This is a genomic window from Leucobacter aridicollis, from assembly GCF_024399335.1.
Classification (GTDB): Bacteria; Actinomycetota; Actinomycetes; order Actinomycetales; family Microbacteriaceae; genus Leucobacter; species Leucobacter aridicollis_A.
Window position 1 is genome coordinate 1685080 of the sequence record NZ_CP075339.1, and the last position, 17258, is coordinate 1702337.

At 62.8% G+C, this 17258-nt stretch carries 16 protein-coding genes; 6 read left to right on the top strand and 10 right to left on the bottom strand.

The features are described from left to right. The first annotated feature begins 10 nt into the window (after positions 1-10). The 4 genes from ctaD (at position 11) to KI794_RS07555 (ending at position 2983) form a co-directional block, all read left to right on the top strand. Positions 11-1657: an aa3-type cytochrome oxidase subunit I gene (gene ctaD, locus KI794_RS07540; protein ID WP_119279569.1), complete on the top strand. Its 1647-nt coding sequence runs from the start codon at positions 11-13 to the stop codon at positions 1655-1657. An 18-nt stretch (positions 1658-1675) separates the two neighbouring features. Further along, positions 1676-2098: an aa3-type cytochrome oxidase subunit IV gene (gene ctaF / locus KI794_RS07545; RefSeq protein WP_119279572.1), complete on the top strand. Its 423-nt coding sequence runs from the start codon at positions 1676-1678 to the stop codon at positions 2096-2098. 9 nt (positions 2099-2107) lie between these two features. After that, complete coding sequence (locus KI794_RS07550; RefSeq protein ID WP_119279574.1) at positions 2108-2551, top strand: GNAT family N-acetyltransferase; 444 nt, start codon at positions 2108-2110, stop codon at positions 2549-2551. A 78-nt stretch (positions 2552-2629) separates the two neighbouring features. Further along, positions 2630-2983 (top strand): TetR/AcrR family transcriptional regulator, encoded by a 354-nt coding sequence (locus KI794_RS07555; RefSeq protein WP_255809661.1) that lies wholly within the window; start codon positions 2630-2632, stop codon positions 2981-2983. A 1095-nt stretch (positions 2984-4078) separates the two neighbouring features. Here the strand turns inward: KI794_RS07555 and qcrB are convergent. From qcrB to ctaE, 4 genes are read right to left on the bottom strand one after another with little or no spacing between them, the layout of a single operon-like run. Continuing rightward, entirely contained in the window at positions 4079-5692 is a 1614-nt protein-coding gene (qcrB, locus tag KI794_RS07560) for a cytochrome bc1 complex cytochrome b subunit (protein WP_119279578.1), read from the bottom strand. Continuing rightward, positions 5689-6777, bottom strand: coding sequence for a cytochrome bc1 complex Rieske iron-sulfur subunit (gene qcrA / locus KI794_RS07565; RefSeq protein WP_119279581.1), 1089 nt, complete (start codon positions 6775-6777; stop codon positions 5689-5691). Before qcrA ends, qcrB begins: the two co-directional genes overlap by 4 nt. A gap of 45 nt (positions 6778-6822) precedes the next feature. Next, positions 6823-7626, bottom strand: coding sequence for a cytochrome bc1 complex diheme cytochrome c subunit (gene qcrC / locus KI794_RS07570; RefSeq protein WP_119279583.1), 804 nt, complete (start codon positions 7624-7626; stop codon positions 6823-6825). 20 nt (positions 7627-7646) lie between these two features. Next, entirely contained in the window at positions 7647-8261 is a 615-nt protein-coding gene (gene ctaE, locus KI794_RS07575) for an aa3-type cytochrome oxidase subunit III (RefSeq protein WP_119279585.1), read from the bottom strand. Positions 8262-8428: 167 nt separating this feature from the next. On the opposite strand from ctaE, the gene trpD reads away from it, so the two are divergent. Continuing rightward, complete coding sequence (gene trpD / locus KI794_RS07580; RefSeq protein ID WP_255809662.1) at positions 8429-9496, top strand: anthranilate phosphoribosyltransferase; 1068 nt, start codon at positions 8429-8431, stop codon at positions 9494-9496. Between the two features lie 27 nt (positions 9497-9523). Here the strand turns inward: trpD and KI794_RS07585 are convergent, their stop codons facing one another. Further along, positions 9524-10135, bottom strand: coding sequence for a phosphoribosylanthranilate isomerase (locus tag KI794_RS07585; protein WP_255809663.1), 612 nt, complete (start codon positions 10133-10135; stop codon positions 9524-9526). A gap of 95 nt (positions 10136-10230) precedes the next feature. Continuing rightward, positions 10231-12195 carry a BCCT family transporter gene (locus KI794_RS07590; protein ID WP_255809664.1) on the bottom strand — a complete coding sequence of 655 codons (1965 nt, stop codon included), beginning with the start codon at positions 12193-12195 and terminating at the stop codon, positions 10231-10233. A 283-nt stretch (positions 12196-12478) separates the two neighbouring features. Between KI794_RS07590 and chrA the strand changes: the two genes are divergently transcribed. After that, positions 12479-13789, top strand: a complete 1311-nt coding sequence (chrA, locus tag KI794_RS07595; RefSeq protein WP_255809665.1) for a chromate efflux transporter — start codon at positions 12479-12481, stop codon at positions 13787-13789. Positions 13790-14119: 330 nt separating this feature from the next. Here chrA and KI794_RS07600 read toward each other — a convergent pair whose 3' ends face one another. Genes KI794_RS07600 through KI794_RS07615 form a run of 4 tightly spaced genes read right to left on the bottom strand, consistent with a single transcriptional unit; the run spans position 14120 to position 17255 of the window. Next, a complete protein-coding gene (locus KI794_RS07600; protein WP_255809666.1) occupies positions 14120-14653 on the bottom strand; it encodes a GNAT family N-acetyltransferase in 534 nt (177 codons plus the stop codon). Between the two features lie 18 nt (positions 14654-14671). Continuing rightward, positions 14672-15490 carry a phosphatase PAP2 family protein gene (locus KI794_RS07605; RefSeq protein ID WP_255809667.1) on the bottom strand — a complete coding sequence of 273 codons (819 nt, stop codon included), beginning with the start codon at positions 15488-15490 and terminating at the stop codon, positions 14672-14674. Further along, positions 15487-16371: a TrmH family RNA methyltransferase gene (locus tag KI794_RS07610; RefSeq protein WP_255809668.1), complete on the bottom strand. Its 885-nt coding sequence runs from the start codon at positions 16369-16371 to the stop codon at positions 15487-15489. The genes KI794_RS07605 and KI794_RS07610 overlap by 4 nt, the downstream gene beginning before the upstream one ends. Then, entirely contained in the window at positions 16368-17255 is an 888-nt protein-coding gene (locus KI794_RS07615; protein ID WP_255809669.1) for an alpha/beta fold hydrolase, read from the bottom strand. The genes KI794_RS07610 and KI794_RS07615 overlap by 4 nt, the downstream gene beginning before the upstream one ends. Between the last annotated feature and the right edge of the window lie 3 nt (positions 17256-17258).

Sequence of the window (17258 nt, forward strand, 5' to 3'; positions counted from 1 at the left end):
GGATAGAGAGATGAAGAAGGGTAACATCATCGTTTCGTGGATGACATCCACGGATCACAAGGTGATTGGGTACATGTACCTGATCAGCTCCTTCGTGTGGTTCTTGGTCGGGGGCCTTATGGCCCTGCTGATCCGCGCGCAGCTGTTCGCACCCGGGCTCGAGGTCATTGCGACCAAGGAACAGTACAACCAGCTGTTCACGATGCACGGCACCATCATGCTGCTCATGTTCGCAACGCCGTTGTTTGCTGGCTTCGCGAACGTCATGATGCCGCTGCAGATCGGCGCACCTGACGTCGCGTTCCCGAGGCTCAACGCGTTCGCGTTCTGGCTCTACACGTTTGGCTCGCTCATCGCGGTCGGTGGCTTCCTCACCCCTCAGGGCGCAGCCTCCTTCGGTTGGTTCGCGTACGCACCGCTCTCTGACGTCACGTACTCTCCCGGCGTAGGCGGAAACCTCTGGGTTCTTGGCCTCGGTATTGCCGGCTTCGGCACCATCATGGGCGGCGTTAACTTCATCACGACGATCATCACGATGCGCGCACCCGGCATGACCATGTGGCGTATGTCGGTGTTCACCTGGAACACGCTCGTCACGTCGCTGCTCGTAATCCTGGTCTTCCCGGTGCTCGCGGCCGCGTTCTTCGGGCTTGCTGCAGACCGTATCTTCGGTGCCCAGATCTACAGCGGTGAGGGCGGAGCAATTCTCTGGCAGCACCTCTTCTGGTTCTTTGGTCACCCCGAGGTGTACATCATCGCGCTGCCGTTCTTCGGCATCGTCTCCGAGATCTTCCCGGTATTCAGCCGCAAGCCGATCTTCGGGTACAAGACACTGATCTACGCGACAATCGCCATCGCCGCGCTCTCGATGACCGTGTGGGCACACCACATGTACGTCACCGGCTCGGTCCTCCTTCCGTTCTTCGCACTCATGACGATGCTGATCGCGGTTCCCACTGGCGTGAAGATCTTCAACTGGCTTGGTACGATGTGGCGTGGCTCGATCACCTTCGAGACCCCGATGCTCTGGTCACTCGGCTTCCTCGTGACCTTCGTGTTCGGCGGCCTCACAGGTGTCATCCTCGCGTCGCCCGCACTCGACTTCCACCTCTCGGACACCTACTTCGTCGTGGCGCACTTCCACTACGTCGTGTTCGGCACTGTCGTCTTCGCGATGTTCGCAGGGTTCTACTTCTGGTGGCCCAAGTGGACAGGCAAGATGCTCAACGAACGCCTCGGTAAGATCCATTTCTGGGTGCTGTTCATCGGGTTCCACACGACCTTCCTCGTGCAGCACTGGCTCGGCGTCATGGCGATGCCTCGCCGGTACTACACCTACTTGCCCGAGGACGGAATCACCTGGGGCAACCAGCTGTCGACCATCGGCGCAGTAATTCTCGGCGCCTCGATGATCCCCTTCCTGCTCAACGTGTACATCACGTCACGTCGCGCACCGAAGGTGACTGTCAACGACCCGTGGGGCTATGGCCGCTCGCTCGAGTGGGCCACGTCGTGCCCGCCGCCGCGCCACAACTTCACCTCGATTCCGCGTATTCGCACCGAGTCGCCGGCGTTCGATCTTAATCACCCTGAGGTGAGCGGTATCGAGCAACCGAAGCCCGCCTCGGTACCCGAGTTCGTCGAGCCGACGAAGTAACCTGAGGAGTCATTCGCTATGAAATCGAACATCGTTATCCTCTGGATCCTCACTGCCTACTTTGCGGTGCTCGGTGTGGTGTACACTCTCTGGAACCTGATTGAGCACGGCTACGTAGAGTGGTCAGGCAGCGCTACGATCATCGGCGCGGCTTTCCTCGGCGGGTTCATCGCGGTGTACCTCATGCTGACCCAGCGAAAGCAGGGTGGCGTGCTCATCGAGGACCGTGAGGACTCGGACATTGACGACGGGGACCCAGAGCTCGGCGAGTTCAGCCCCTGGAGCTGGTGGCCGTTCTTCCTCTCACTCGCGATCTCGCTCGTTGTGCTCGGACTATGCCTGGGATTCAACTTCTGGATCTCGTTCCTGTCGCTGCCGCTCGTGATCGTCGGCATCGTCGGCTGGGTGTACGAGTACTACCGTGGACACTTCGCGAGGTAACTAGGCATCGTGGCAATTTCAATTCGCCGGGGCCAGGCCGAGGACGCGGAAGCGCTCCTCGGCCTGGCCCGTCAGTTCACGACTGGCCGCGAGCCGATTGGGCGTGACGACTTCCAGGTCGCCTACGACAATGTGCTTCGTCGCCGTGACCAAGAGACGAACGTGCTCTTCGTGGCCGAGTCCGATGGCGTCATCGCCGGCTACTCACTGATGACCGTCTCGCGGCTGCTTCATGCTCCGGGACTCACCGCTCACCTGCAAGAGATCGTCGTCGATGCGGCCTCACGAGGCCTTGGTATTGGCGACAGGCTGATGTCAGCAAATGAGCACTACTGCATGGGGCGAGGCGTGCGTCAGCTGTCTGCCTCGACAGCACGCATCGGCTCGTTCTACAACCACCGCGGCTTCGAAGCCGTAGGTGAGCACTACCGCAAGCTTCTCGAGCTGGAATAAGCGTTGAGTGGCGCCTCGCTTCGAGCTGCCACCGGAGCGCGCCGACCCCGTCGGCGTCCGGGGGAGAACCGAGCAGGCTTGATTATCGCCGGAACCATCGAGTTCGGGCTGCACGGGTACGCCGGCGCGCAAACCTCCGCAATCGCGGAGCGCGCCGGCGTTTCTCAACCCAACGTCTACGCGAACTTCAGGTCCAAGCGCGAGCTGTTCCTTGCGTGTGTGGGCGAGCTCCCATTGGCGGTTGAGCAACTGGGGCCGAACGGGCAGTTGGACGAGTCGCAGGCGCTGCTATTGTTTCAGGCGGTCGCCGCCGCACGCGAGCCTGTGCTTTCTCCCCAGCTTTGCGAGCTCCTGAGTAAACTGCACGCACGTCTCGGGGCGGACTCCTTCTCCGCTGCGCTCACAGGGGCGGCAGCGATTCTGCTCCGCTGAGACATGAGAGCCACAGCGCGCTACGCCCTGTGAGACCCGCTCTGGCTCCACCATTTCCGGGGACCGGCCGCGCCCTCCACGATTTTGGCCAGCGCTGTGTCCCAGCTGATTCTCTCGGGCTCGATAGTTCTATTCCACTCAACGCAGCCGGACTACTTGGTGATGAAACGAGAATGGGAGACGCTGTCATCGTGCTGCAGAGTCCAAGTACCTCACCGCAGGCTGGGACGCGACGATAGACGATGCGCGTAGAGCGCCGCGCCGTTGGAGTCGCCAGGGTCGCGCTGCTCGCACCAGTCATGGAATCTGCGCGTGGGGTATGGGGCGTTGAGGACGCCTCCACTGGATGAGAGCCACTTGGGGCACCTGGAGCTCAGAGGGATGTTGCAATGCGCTATGTGGCACCGGAACTCTAGGGGCTTGTCGAACCGTCGAAGGAGTAGGTGATGCGCGCGTCGGGCAGAAGCACCCTTGGCTTTCACATGGTGTGAGCAAACACGACGGCGCCTCTTCTCGGCCGTCCTCGCGGTGCCGGGAGGACGCATACGAATTTCTCGGAAGGAATGGGCATGTTCTGAGATGCCAGCGCGGGTTGATGTGGGCTGGTGCCGCGACACCACACTTGGCTGTAGGTTGGGTCTCATTTGCGATCTCAGTCGCCCAGAACATCAAGTGCAGACATGTAGCCTCGCTGAGTTCACGCTCCCACTCGCCAGACCTCACATAGCCGCCTATGCCTCACCGAGCACAGGGCGGCGCCTACGCCTCTCAGGATATGGGTGTAGCCGGGCACTACACGATGGGCGCGATGTGGGAGCGGCGTTGGACAACGAGGCAGTACTATCCTGCGGGGAACGGGATGTAAGCGGGGTCTCCGGCTCTGCCGGGGAGCAGAGCGCTGTGGGCGAGGGACGCTGGCGAAGACGAGCTGCGTGGCGCTTGGTACATAGCCCACCCTCTTGGTGCGTATGATCTGCGCTCGACGCACGATTGCCTGGCTCCGGGCTGGAGCAATCTGTCATGAATCTCATACACGAGAAAACCCCCATCGAGTGAAAGCTCGGTGGGGGTTTTCTCGGCAGATTGGCGCGCGACCTAGTGGCCGTGGTCCTTGCTGGACTCGATCTCGCCCTGCGTCGGCGGCACGATCCGGTCCTCGAAGAACCAGCGAGTGAAGCCTGCGCGGAGGCGCTTACCGAAGGGGATGCGTCCGTCGTCGTTCGGACGGAGCATGACCGGCGCGTAATCGTGGTAGCTGACAAGCTCCCAGCGCTCGTAGTCGCTGACGGGCTTGTGAACCTCGACGAACTCGCCGCCGGGGAGGCGCACGATGCGACCCGACTCGTACCCGTGAAGGGCGATCGAGCGATCCTTCTTCTGCAGTGCGAGGCAGATGCGCTTCGTCACGATGTAGGCGACGATCGGGCCGAGGATGAGCAGAGCCTGCAGCGCGTGGATGACACCCTCGATGGAGAGCTGGAAGTGCGTCGCCATGAGGTCGGAGCTTGCAGCCGCCCACATGACCGCGTAGAACGTGACACCTGCTGCACCGATTGCGGTACGGGTAGGTGCGTTGCGCGGACGGTCAAGGATGTGGTGCTCACGCTTGTCGCCGGTGACCCACGCCTCAACGAAGGGGTAGATCGCAACGACAACGATGAAGCCGCCCATGATGATCACAGGGATGAGCATGTTCCACGACCAGGTGTAGCCGAACCACTCGGTCTCGAGCCCCGGTGGGATCAGTCGGAGCATGCCGTCAGCGAAGCCGATGTACCAGTCAGGCTGGGTGCCCGCCGAGACAGGGGAGGGGTCGTAGGGGCCATACATCCACACGGCATTGATGCTGAAGAAGGTGGCAATGAGAACGATGACACCGAACACGATGAAGAAGAAGCCGCCTGCCTTCGCCGCGTATGCGGGGAGGACCGGGTATCCGACGACGTTGCCCTGGGTCTTGCCCGGGCCGGGGTACTGCGTGTGCTTGTGGATGACCACGAACATGAGGTGCAGCGCGACGAAGAGGATGACCAAGGCCGGGAGCACCATGATGTGGAGCATGTACAGGCGGCCAACGATGTCGACACCAGGGAACTCGCCACCGAAGAACAGGAACGAGAGCCACGTGCCCACGACGGGGAAGGACTTCAGGAGGCCGTCGATGATGCGGAGGCCGTTGCCCGAGAGAACATCGTCGGGGAGCGAGTAACCGGTGAAGCCCTCAGCCATCGCGAGGATGAAGAGGACGAAGCCGATAACCCAGTTGAGCTCGCGCGGCTTGCGGAATGCGCCCGTGAAGAAGATGCGAAGCATGTGCAGGCCGATCGAGGCGACGAACAGCAGTGCTGCCCAGTGGTGCACCTGACGCATCAGGAGGCCGCCGCGAACCGAGAACGACAGATCGACAGTCGACGCCATTGCGGCCGACATCTCGAGACCCTTCATCGGGACGAAAGGCCCGTCGTACACAACCTCAGCCATAGTGGCTTGGAAGAACAGCGTCAGGAACGTGCCCGAGAGCAGAATCACAACGAAGCTGTACAGTGCGACCTCGCCAAGGAGGAATGACCAGTGATCTGGGAAGATCTTTCGGCCGAATTCCTTGACCGCGACGCCAACCTTGGTGCGCTCGTCAATGTAGTTCGCCGCCTTAGCGGTGAAGGTGCTTGAGCCGCTCTGCTGCGTCGGCTTTTCAGTTACGGTGCTCACTTGAGGCGCTCCCAGTAGCTCGGACCAACAGGTTCAGTGAAGTCGCTGCGCGCGATGAGGTAGCCATCAGCGTCGACAGTGATGGGCAGCTGGGGAAGCGGGCGCTTTGCTGGGCCGAAGATGACCTTGGCCTCATCAGCGACGTCGAACTGCGACTGGTGGCAGGGGCACAGTAGGTGGTGCGTGTGCTGCTCGTTCAGAGCAACAGGGCAACCGACGTGGGTGCAGACCTTCGAATACGCGACGATTCCGTTGTACGACCAGTCCTTGCGCTCTGGACGCTCCTTGAGGTCCTTCTCGTCGAGACGGATGAGCAGGACAATTGCCTTGGCCTTCTCGTTGAGCACGTCCTTCGCAGTGCCGAGGTTCTCGGGCACGACGTGGAACACTGAACCGACAGTGACGTCTGCTGCGCGAATTGCCTCGCCAACCTTGTGGCCGCCGTTGTCGCGGGCAAGGCGAATTCCCTTGTCCCACATCGTGTGCTTGAGCACCTCAACGGGGTCGATGTCCTGCGGAGCCAGGCTGCGCAGGAGCGTGATACCCGGAAGCGGGAACGCGATGAGCGCGCCGAGGAGGCTGTTGCGCACGAGGGTGCGGCGTGAGAAGCCAGACTCTTCGTCAGCGACAGCGAAGATTTCAGCTGCGGCTTCGCGGGTCTCTTCATCGCTCGGCGCGGGGTGGCGGTGGTCGATGCCCTCAACGTCCGACATGAGCGACTTGCCCCAGTGGACGGCGCCGATTCCGAGCGCGAGGAGCGCCAGGGCCATGCCCGAGCCGACGAAGATCGTGTGCAGGCGGATAGCCGCCGGGTCACCAGTCTCGATCGGGAAGAACATGTAGGCGAGCACCGAACCGAGGCTGCCAACGATTGAGAGATAGAAGAGGGAGTAGACGGCGCGTTCTGCGCTCTTCTCCTTCTTAGGATCCAGCTCCGTCACACGCTTGCGGTGCGGGGGAAGGCCCGGGTTCTGCACGGCGTCAGTCGAAATGACCGCGGCACCAGCCGAAGACAAATCCGCGCCGAGGCTCTGGGCGGCAACAACGGCGTTATCGCCGCCGCTGCTCTTCGCTTCCTCTGCCATTATGCTCCTTGATTCCTGAAAAATTGAGATGCTGTGCGATGCCGACTAGTTCGACTTCGCGGTGACCCAAACGGTGAGGGCGACGATCGAACCGAGTCCGATAATCCAGATGAACAGACCCTCAGCAACCGGGCCGATCGAACCGAGCGAGAAACCGCCGATCGAAGGCTTGTCCTCAATGTACTTGAGGTAGGTGATGATGTCGGCCTTCTGCTCAGGCGTGATATTCGCGTCACTGAAGACGGGCATGTTCTGCGGGCCAGTCACCATCGCGTTGTAGATGTGAGTCGGCTCGACACCGGTGAGCGGGGGAGCCCACTTGCCCTGGGTGAGTGCTCCACCCGCGCCGGCCACGTTGTGGCACATCGCGCAGTTGATGCGGAACAGCTCTCCGCCGCGTGCTGCGTCGCTGTCGGCAGTGAGGAACTTCGCATCGGGAAGCTCGGGTCCCGGAGCCAGCGAAGCGACGTAGGCAGCCATCTGGAGCGTCTGCTCCTCGGTGAACTGCTTGGGCTTCACCATGCCCTGCGGGCCCTGGAAAGCGAGCGGCATGCGGCCGGTGCCAACCTGGAAGTGAACTGAAGCCGCACCCACGCCGATGAGCGAGGGGCCATCTTCGCCTGAGCCCTGTGCGCCCATGCCGTGGCACGTTGCACAGTTCGCTGCGAAGAGCTTCTCACCCTCCTTGATGACGGCGGGCGATGAAAGATCTACCTCAGCAGTAGCAGACGTGGTGCTGATGCCAGCGTATGCAGCACCTGTGACAACCAGGCCGACTGCGAGCAGTGCGGCGGTCGCGAGTGGGTGACGACGACCCGACTTTGCTGGGTTCTTCTTGGCGCGAGCCATGATGTCAATTGCTCCTGACTCTACTTGATGACGTAGATGATGTAGAAGAGGATGATCCAGACGATGTCGACGAAGTGCCAGTAGTACGACACGACGACGGCCGTCGTCTCCTCCTTGTGCGTGAAGTTCTTGACTGCGTAGATGCGGCCGATCACGAGGAGGAAGGCGAAGAGACCCAGGGCAACGTGGATGCCGTGGAAGCCCGTTGCCAGGTAGAACGCCGAGCCGTAGGGATCGCTCGCGAGCGTCACGCCCTCGGAAACGAAGACTGCGTACTCGTACGACTGTCCGGCGACGAAGGTGGCGCCCATGAAGAACGTGAGGTAGAACCACTCAACGGTTCCCCACTTGGCCGGGCTCCAACCCGTGCGTCGCGGCTGCATCCGCTCAGCGGCGAACACGCCTGCCTGAGCGGTGAAGGACGAGAGCACCAGGATGGACGTGTTGATAAGCGCAAAGGTGAAGTTGTGCTTCGAGGTCTGTTCCGCCCACAACTCGGGGTTCATTGCCCGGAGTGTGAAGTAAATCGCGAACAGGCCAGCGAAGAACATGACCTCGCTGCCGAGCCACACGATCGTGCCTACGGCGACGCCGTTCGGTCGCTTCACCGCGGGCACGGCTGACTTGGTATTCATAGTGGTCGTTGTCACCCTTCCATTATGGCTGAAAGTTTGGTGTGGATTTTCACTGATCCTCGGCGCGCCGAATAATCTGTGGCAAATACCGTTACAGCCTACCCCGCTTGCTCACGTTGATGGACCACTTCGCCCGGGGCGCGGCGTGTCGTCACTAGGATTGTCTCATGACTGATGATCGGACCTGGCCTGCAATCCTGTCGACCCTTCTCGCTGGAGAAGACCTCAGCGTCTCTCAAGCGGAGTGGGCGATGGCCCGGTTCATGCGGGGAGAAGCGACCGATGCGCAGGTCGGCGGTTTCCTTGTCGCACTGCAGTCAAAGGGTGCCACCGTCGAGGAGGTCATCGGATTCCGAGACGCGATTCTCGATGAAGCGCTCCCGATAAATCTGCCCATTATGTCCCTTGACATTGTGGGAACCGGGGGAGACCGCTTCGGCACGGTCAATATTTCTTCAATGGCTTCGATCGTCGCGGCTGCCGCCGGCACCCCAGTCGTGAAGCACGGCAACAAGGCCTCGAGCAGCCTGTCGGGCTCGTCCGATGTGTTCACTTCGCTCGGGGTCAACCTACAGCTCGACCCCGACCAGCTCACACGTGCGTTCAATGATTCAGGCATTGCCTTTGTGCACGCGGCTCGTTTTCTACAGGGGTTTAAGCACGTCGCAGCGCCTCGAGCCGAGCTCGGCATCCCCACGGTGTTTAATTTCCTGGGGCCGCTGTGCAACCCTGTGCGCCCCGAGGCTTCAGCGCTTGGCGTCGCCGACCTTGATCGCGTGCCGACGTTTGTCGGTGTGTTCCGTCTTCGCGGGGCTTCGGCGCTTGTGTTCCGCGGCGATGATGGACTCGATGAGCTCACGACGACAGGGCATTCACGCATCTGGGAAGTCAGCCGCGGTGGTCTGACTGAGCACGATCTCGAACCGCGTGATCTTGGAATCCCGCGTGCCGAGATTTCTTCGCTCATCGGCGGCACTCCCGAAGAAAATGCGGATGTGGTTCGCCGTGTCCTTGGGGGAGAGAAGGGACCAGTGCGCGATATTGTGCTGCTCAACGCCGCTGCAGGGCTCGTTGCGTTCGACATTGCTTCTCAGCCCGAGTCGATTGAAGTTCCGCTGCTGAAGCGGCTTCGCGAAAAGTTCGAGCTCGCGGAATCTGTCATCGATTCAGGAGCGGCCGAGGCAAAACTTGGTGCTTGGGTCACTGCGACCCAGAAGGCTGCCGCAACAGCGTAGCCACCTGTTGGATCGCCGTCGCCGTGCCTATACAGACCGCGCGGCGGCGATGAAACGTTCGATCAGCTCTGGGCTCTTCTCTCCCGGAGCAATCTCTATGCCGCTTGACACATCGACCCCGCCCGGCCGAGCTGAGCGGATCGCGTCGGCCACGTTGTCGGGATTGAGGCCCCCGGCGAGGAGCCACGACAGGCCGAGTTCAGCCCCATTGATGAGATTCAGGTCCCAGCTTTCGCCCGAGCCAGCGACTGCGCTGTCTACGAGCAGTCGCTCCTCGTCGTAGGTGCCTGCGCGAAGCCCCGGGGTCGTCGCGAGGCTTGCCGCACGCCAAATACGTGGGTGGAGCGCTCTGGCCTTCGCGAACTCGGGGGCAGAATAGCCGCCATGGAGCTGCAACACATCAAACCCGAGGTTGTTCGCCATCGCGGCGGCGTCTACGGCGGCCATTTCGCGGACCACGAGTACCGTGTCGATGGCCGGGTTCTCGGTCCGGGCGGCAGCGATGACCGCCGACGCTTCCTCGGGGGTTGCGTGCCGTGGGCTGGGTTCGCTCATGACAACGCCGATAGCGTCGGCGCCGTGTGAGGCGGCGAGCATCGCATGCTCGGGGGAGCGGAGGCCGCAGATCTTCACGTACATTCGGCAATTCTAGCTGCCGGCCGTGCGAGTGTGCGGGCGGGTCGCAGGGCACCCCGAGGGGAACCCCGCTCGCTCGCGCGAACTTATGTGCGCCCCTAGTCTGCATTTCGAGGCTGTGGCTCGTCAGGCTCAGGCGGGTCCGGCTGCTTCTCGCCAACAACAAGGGATGCATCGCCCGAAGCAGTGTGTGCTGGCCTCTCGGGCCCTTTCGCCTGAATGCGGCCCGGCTCGAGGGTGCGCTGCACGTCCTCAGGAGTCACGCGTTCAATCGGACCTGTGGTCGCATCGACATACCAGTCGGTGAGTGCTGGGTCACTACTATCGAAGCCGGCTCCGGCGCCCTCATCGGCGGGAACCTCGCTCGTGCCGAACACGAAATCGTCTCCATACTCGTCGATCCCGCGGCGCACGCCCTGAGCGATCGCTGCCCGAGCGTACTTGCGGCGAATGATGTACGGATCCGTCTTGAGGTCGCGTGCCCAGGCGACCATGATCCCCATCACGATGAAAGCGAATGGGAGCGCCGACACCACCATGAGCGATTGCAGCCCGGAGAGCGCGTTGCGGCCGCCCGCCAAGAGCAGCGAGATGGCGATCAGGCTGAGCAGGAGGCCCCACAGGATCGTCACCCACTTGGACGGCTCCGGCCGCCCTCCTTGCGACATTGACGCCATGACGATTGATGCCGAGTCTGCCGCCGTGACAAAGAACACGACAACCGCGACCATGGCGATCACGGCGGTGACCATGGCGAAGGGGAGCCGTTCGAGCACCCTGAACAACACCTCCTCGCCCGAGCCGCCGGTCTGCAAATCCTCGCCAGCGAGCGTCATTGAGATTGCAGTGCCGCCGTAGACGACGAACCAGGCGACGACGATCGCTGAAGGCACGAGCACCACCGTCGTCACAAACTCCCTGAGCGTGCGACCGCGCGAAATCTTCGCGATGAACATCCCAACGAACGGAGTCCACGAGACCCACCATGCCCAATAGTAGGTGGTCCAGCTCGCGAGAAATTCTGCTGTCTCCGGGCCCTGGTTCGGGTTGCGCGAGAGCATCGTGGGAAGTTGGCCGAGGAACTCGACGAGCGAAGCGGGAAGAAAATTCAGGATGAAGATTGTCGGGCCGGCGACGAGCACGAACAGTCCGAGCGTGCCGGTGAGGACCATGTTGAGGTTCGAGAGTCGCCGAATGCCCTTCTTCACGCCCGACACCGCCGACGCGATGAAGAGTGAGGTGAGGATCGCGATAGCGCCGACGAGGAAAGCGTTCCCCATCGGGCCGAGCCCAGTGACCATACGGAAACCGCTCTCAATTTGCAGCGCGCCGATACCGAGCGAGACCGCAGTGCCAAACAAGGTCACAATGATCGCGAACACGTCGATCACGCGGCCCAGCGCCCGGTGGCTGCTCCCCGGAAATACGGGCTCGAAGAGGGCTGAGATGAGTGGCGCGCGTCCGCGGCGATACGCCGAGTAGGCAATAGCGCCGCCGACCAGTGCATAGAACGCCCAAGCGATCGGTCCCCAGTGAAGCACGGTCTGGGCTAGTGCGGGAAGCGCCGCGTCGGCCGAACCTGGGGGCGCGTCGATGCCCGGCGCGGGAGTGAGGAAATAGGTGAGTGGCTCGAGGGGACCGTAGAAGAGCAGGCCGATTCCCAGACCTGCTGCGAACAGCATCGACACCCAAGATGCCGTGGAGAACTCCGGCTCTTCATCGTCTGCACCGAGCCGAATCCCGCCGGTGCGCCCGTAGCCAACGACGAGCATGAAGAGTGCGACGGCGACGGCGAGAGCCCCAAACATCCAGCTGAAGTGCTCGGTGACCCACGCGAGTGATGCAGCCCCAACATCAGCGAGGGTCTCCGGCGCTACGAACGCCCAGGCGATCACCGCGACCGTGAGTGTGAATGTCGTGCCGAGGACAACTTTGTTCGTCGGGAACCCGAGGCCAGTCTGTTCGACGCCGATGCCTGGGAGCAGGCCTGGGTGGGGAAGTGGTGGTGGCGTGGGTTCCACAATCTTGCGCGAGCGGGAGCCTGGGTGTTGCGAGTCTGGCATGCTCTGAGTGTCTCCTTTGCTCCGCCGATGTGGCGGCCGTGGGGTTACATCCCTAAAGCTACTGTTCACCGGCCTCGTTGGATAGGGGCAATCAGTGGATCGCTACCTGTGTCACATGTGCTGCAGGGCAGGGGTGAATGTGAACAGCAGATGGCTCGTGCGCGTCGGGGCCAGTGCGCCGCGGCGCCCGTGCGAAACTGTGTGCACGTTGGGTGCAATGTCCTGGAGGCCTGGACAGGCGCTTCGCGTGTGCCCGGGTAGAAAACGGATGGGGAGCTGAGCCATGGCTAAAGCGAGTCGAGCGGTTATCGGTGGACGCCTTCTTTCGTCGGCAGAGGTATTCGCGGTATTCCTTCGGCTCGGCCTCGTCTCGTTTGGTGGCCCCACCGCACACATCGGCTACTTTCACACGGAGTTCGTCGAGCGGAGAAGGTGGCTCTCAGCTCACGCGTTTGGCGAGCTCGTCGCGTTGTGTCAAGCGCTGCCGGGCCCGGCCTCGAGTCAGCTCGGCTTCGCGATCGGACTTCGCAGAGCTGGCGGTGTAGGTGCGTTGGCCGCGTTCGCGGGATTCACGCTGCCCTCGGCCGCGGTGATGATTGTCTTCGCGTATGGTGTGCAAGTCCTGGAAGGGACGATCTCAGGAGGAATCGTCTCGGGGCTCATGGCTGTATCCGTCGCCGTCGTTGCACATGCAGTTTTGGGTATGGGGCGGAGTTTGATTGTTGGGTGGGTGGCCGCGGGACTCGCCAGTGTGGTCGCGCTCGTCGCGCTTGTGTGTGGCGGCCTGCTCGGCGAAGGTGGTGCGCTGATCCAGCCGGCGCTCATTGCCCTAGGCGCGATCGTCGGGACGTTTCTCTTTCGGGGGGTTACGGCGCGGGAAATCGCTCTGTCTGCTGTCGCAGCAGGGCCTGACGAGGAAGTGGCGACGCGTCAAAAACTGGGTTCGAGTCGTCGACCTATTCGCGGTGTGGTTTCAGTGGGGGCGGGGATTACCACGCTTATGCTCCTGCTGGTGTTGCTCCTCGCGGCGCCGGCACTCCATGGAGCCCAGGGGAGCGGGGCGGCGGCCCTCGTCGACACGTTCTCGCGCGCGGGCGCGTTCGTCTTCGGTGGTGGGCACGCCGTACTTCCGCTCCTCGAGGCGGGGACCGTCCAGTCGGGCTGGCTCTCGCCCGAGGACTTCCTCGCAGGCTACAGCTTGGCGCAAGCGGTTCCCGGGCCGATGTTTAGCGTTGCAGCGTACCTGGGGGTACTCGCGGAAGCTGGGCCGGGGGGAGTGGCCGGCGGAGTCATTGCCGTTCTTGCAATTTTCACGCCAGGCTTCCTGCTGCTTGTTGGCGTACTGCCGTTCTGGGAAGCGCTTCAGCGGCGCCAGCACTTCAGCGCCGCGGTGCGGGGCGCGAGTGTCGCTGTGGTCGGGATCCTTGCGGCGGCACTCGTTCATCCAGTCGCGACGGGAGGGCTCACGAGTACCTGGACAGTTCTCCTGGCGGTGTTGGCATTTGTGATGCTGTGTGCCAAGGCTCCGCCATGGAGCGTCGTGCTGCTTGGGGCTGCGGTGGGGCTTGTGACTGCGCTTGGCGGCTTGGTGTGACGGGCGTCAGTTGTGAATGCGCGGGCGTTCGCCCACAGGCACGTTGGAGGGTGGAGATCGACGGAGAGGGCACCCCTCGAATGCATGAGCTGACATAATATAGATTATCGCGGATTATGCGGAGTGGCGTCGACGCAGAGCTTTAAGATCCACATTGTGAATGCCGGATCTGCGTCCTCCAGTGATTGATATTGCAGATCTCAGGCCGTGGGCTCGTAGTTTCGGATCCTCGCTGCACTCAGTCCGCGTACACGAAGTCTCGCGCGCTCACTGTGCCTAGGCTTGCGCGGGCGTGCGTTCGAGCTCACCCATGAGCGCTGTGCGCACACCTCATGCAGGATCTTGAGCCTGCTCTGCATGCCTGTCCAGCCGCGCGGTCCACGAGGGTACGGGTTCACCGGCCCGGCCAGGAATCGCGCCGATCGCCTCGCCCGTCAGCGTGAAGCCGCTCCGCGCTATCGTGCGAAGCGAGCCAAAGTTTCCGACCCTCGCCTCCCACAGCACCGCTTCCACGTCGGTTCTCGCAAAGGTGGCGGCTACGACGAGATCCACACAAGCTGACATAATCCCGCGCCCGCGATGCGGTTCCCCCAGCCAGTAACCGAGCATGCCGCTCGGCAACCGTATCCCGATCACCCCCAAAACCGGGCCCTCAGGCGTCGTGCGAATCGCCCACGTCCACTCCGAGTTGCTCGCCCAGGCCGCTGGCGCGTACTCGGTGATGAACGACTCGGCATCGGCGAGCGTGTACGGCCACGGTGTGGCCATGAACTCTTCAAAGATGGGATCTGCGCAGTACCGCGCGACGTCAGGCGCATCGGCTGGTCTCAGCTCGTTCAGGGTGAGTCCACTCCCCTGCAACACGAAAGGCTCCACGGGTGGCTATCCCCCTTTCGGTGAGTGTGCGAGCACCGCGAGCCGCAGCAGCGAGTGAGCGGCAAGCAGCGACAGGCCAATGCACCCGGACTGGCCGGCGTTGAGCATCATGTCTGTACTGCCAGACTGCCAGGCGAGCAGCGTGAGCACAATGGCGACACCCGCGGCAAGCCAGCCGGCGAGGGCGAGCCCAACAGACGCGGTGCGAAGCAGCCACACCCCCGGTGGGCGTTGCAGCGGAGTGAGCAAGGTGACAGCTGCGAAGCCTGCCCCGGCAAGGGCGAGTGCACCGAGCACGTCGCTTGGGCGGTGCCAGCCGAATGCAAGCAGCTGCCAGCTCACAACGCTGAGTAGCACCGCTCCCCCGACGGCTGCAATCGCCTGGATACGCCGAGGCAGTGCGAAGACCGCCGCCCCAACTACCGTTGCAAACACTGTCATGTGCCCACTTGGGAATGTGTTTTCAGCTGCCAGCGTGAGGAAGTCGGGCCTGCCGAGTACCTCTGATTTCAGGAGCTGCGATGCAACGATCGCGACTGCCGGCACCAGTGTGACCGTGAGGGCACGCGCGATGCCATGGACCCACAGCGCGACAAGCCCAAGGGCCACGAGCGCGACGCCGATCGAGAACGGTGACACGAGGCTCAGGGGTGCCGGCGGATGGGTGTTGAACTCAGAACCGGCGAGCACGTGATCCTCGACCGCTTGACCCGTCGAACTCAGCACGCCGAAGATGTAGGCAGCGGCTCCGACGGTGAGCCAGAACAGCAGGATCCACACGACCCGGAGCCGCCTATGGGCGTTCGACGCAATCGGGATGCTCACGCGGTGGCTCCGTGATGGAGCCTCGCAGGGGTGGCGACCTCGGCCCCTGCGGCCGGCCTGCGTCGGGCACGCTGGTCCCCCGTGCGTACCGCCCACATAGCTAGCGCAGCGGCGGTCGCGACGTTCAGCGAATCGACTCCGTGTTCCATGGGAATGAGAACAGTTCGAGCGGACGACGCGAGCGCACGTCGTGAAAGCCCTGGGCCCTCGGTGCCGAACATGATTGCGAGGCGGTCAGGGAGATCCTCAACGAACTCAGCGAGATCCTCGGCGTCGTCCCGCAGGGCGAATGCAGTCAGGTCGTAGCCGAGCTCGCGAAACAGTGGGCCCGCCTCGCGCCAGTCTGGGAGACGCGCCCACGGAACCTGCAGCACGGCCCCCATGCTCACGCGAACGGCGCGCCTGTAGAGCGGGTCGGCACATCCGGGCGTGAGCAAGACCGCATCTGCGCCGAGTGCAGCTGCCGACCTGAAGACAGCACCAACGTTTGTATGATCGGCGAGGTCTTCGAGCACGACGACCCGGGACGAAGCGCGCAGTAGCTCGGCCGGGTCGAGCGGCGCTGGGCGATGCATTGATGCAATTGCCCCACGGTGCATATTGAAGCCTGTGAGCTGTTCGAGCTGTTCGGGTTTGCCGACGTAGACGGGCACGTCAGGGTAGGCCTCGAGCAGCGGTCCAACCCGCTCGAGCCACTCGGCGACCATGAGAAGCGCGCGGGGTCGATGCCCGACCCGCACCGCTCGCTCGATTACTTTCGGCGACTCGGCAAGGTAGAGGCCTTCAGCAGGTTCGCGGACGCGCCGGAGCGCGACGTCAGTGAGCTGAGTGAAATCGGCGAGTTCGGGGGCAGCAATGTCGTCGATATGAACGATTCTCACGCGGTAGTCTCCGGGGCTGTAGCAGGGGCGGCCTGCAGGAACTGTGCGATTCGCGCGACTGTGTCGGCGACCGCCTCGTAGTGCACGAGATGGCCAGTGCCCGGCAAGATGAGGAGCTCTGCGCCAGGAATCATCCTCTGGAGGTCGAGCTGTTTTGAAAGCGGGGTGATGTCGTCCTTCTCCCCTGCAATGATGAGTGTGGGCATCGCGTACGCTTCGGCGTGTTCAGGCACCGTGTGCGAGACGGAGGCGCGGAACGCCTCGAGAAGCGTGCGCGAGTCTGAGAACGACGAGAAGTACATGTCATGCTGGTTGTGAATCCAGGCGCGTAGCTCACGGTCGCGAGTCTTCGCCATGACCTCGCTCATCCCGCGAACGATCAGTTTGTTGCCGAGCAGACTCTTCGCCGCGCGCTCGGGCAGCGCGCTAGCGGCGCGGTAATACGCGATCGCGAGCTGGGTCAGGGCGGCCTGAGGCCCCTCAAGCGCCGGTGATGAGATCGGATTGATCAGGATCGTGCGGGCTGAGTCAGCGCCCCGAGCGAGCGCTGAACTCACCACGAGCGAACCGAAAGAGTGTCCGAGAATGATCGCGCCTGCCGGTGCGACTTCTTGACTGAACGCGACGAGCCAATCGCCAAACGCGGCGAGGTCGTGTGTGCGACCCGGGAGCGCCGGTGTCTCGCCGAAGCCGGGCAGGTCTGGAACATGGAAGGCGAACTGCGGAGCCAAGGCGGCAAGTCCCTCAGCGATGCCTTGGAGGCCGTGGTGGTCACCGCGAAACCCATGTACGAGGATGACTGGTTGTCCTGCGGGGTCGCCAAATATCCAGTCTCGGGTATCGACGCCGAGAGTAGGTATGAGATGGGGCGGGTGTTCTGGCACAGA

What these genes read in the sequence shown, in the direction of transcription:
- ctaE (WP_119279585.1), bottom strand. Translation starts at nt 8,261, where the DNA reads ATGAATACCAAGTCAGCCGTGCCCGCGGTGAAGCGACCGAACGGCGTC.
- chrA (WP_255809665.1), top strand. Translation starts at nt 12,479, where the DNA reads ATGGCTAAAGCGAGTCGAGCGGTTATCGGTGGACGCCTTCTTTCGTCG.
- KI794_RS07585 (WP_255809663.1), bottom strand. Translation starts at nt 10,135, where the DNA reads ATGTACGTGAAGATCTGCGGCCTCCGCTCCCCCGAGCATGCGATGCTC.
- qcrC (WP_119279583.1), bottom strand. Translation starts at nt 7,626, where the DNA reads ATGGCTCGCGCCAAGAAGAACCCAGCAAAGTCGGGTCGTCGTCACCCA.
- KI794_RS07590 (WP_255809664.1), bottom strand. Translation starts at nt 12,195, where the DNA reads ATGCCAGACTCGCAACACCCAGGCTCCCGCTCGCGCAAGATTGTGGAA.
- trpD (WP_255809662.1), top strand. Translation starts at nt 8,429, where the DNA reads ATGACTGATGATCGGACCTGGCCTGCAATCCTGTCGACCCTTCTCGCT.
- ctaD (WP_119279569.1), top strand. Translation starts at nt 11, where the DNA reads ATGAAGAAGGGTAACATCATCGTTTCGTGGATGACATCCACGGATCAC.
- qcrA (WP_119279581.1), bottom strand. Translation starts at nt 6,777, where the DNA reads ATGGCAGAGGAAGCGAAGAGCAGCGGCGGCGATAACGCCGTTGTTGCC.
- ctaF (WP_119279572.1), top strand. Translation starts at nt 1,676, where the DNA reads ATGAAATCGAACATCGTTATCCTCTGGATCCTCACTGCCTACTTTGCG.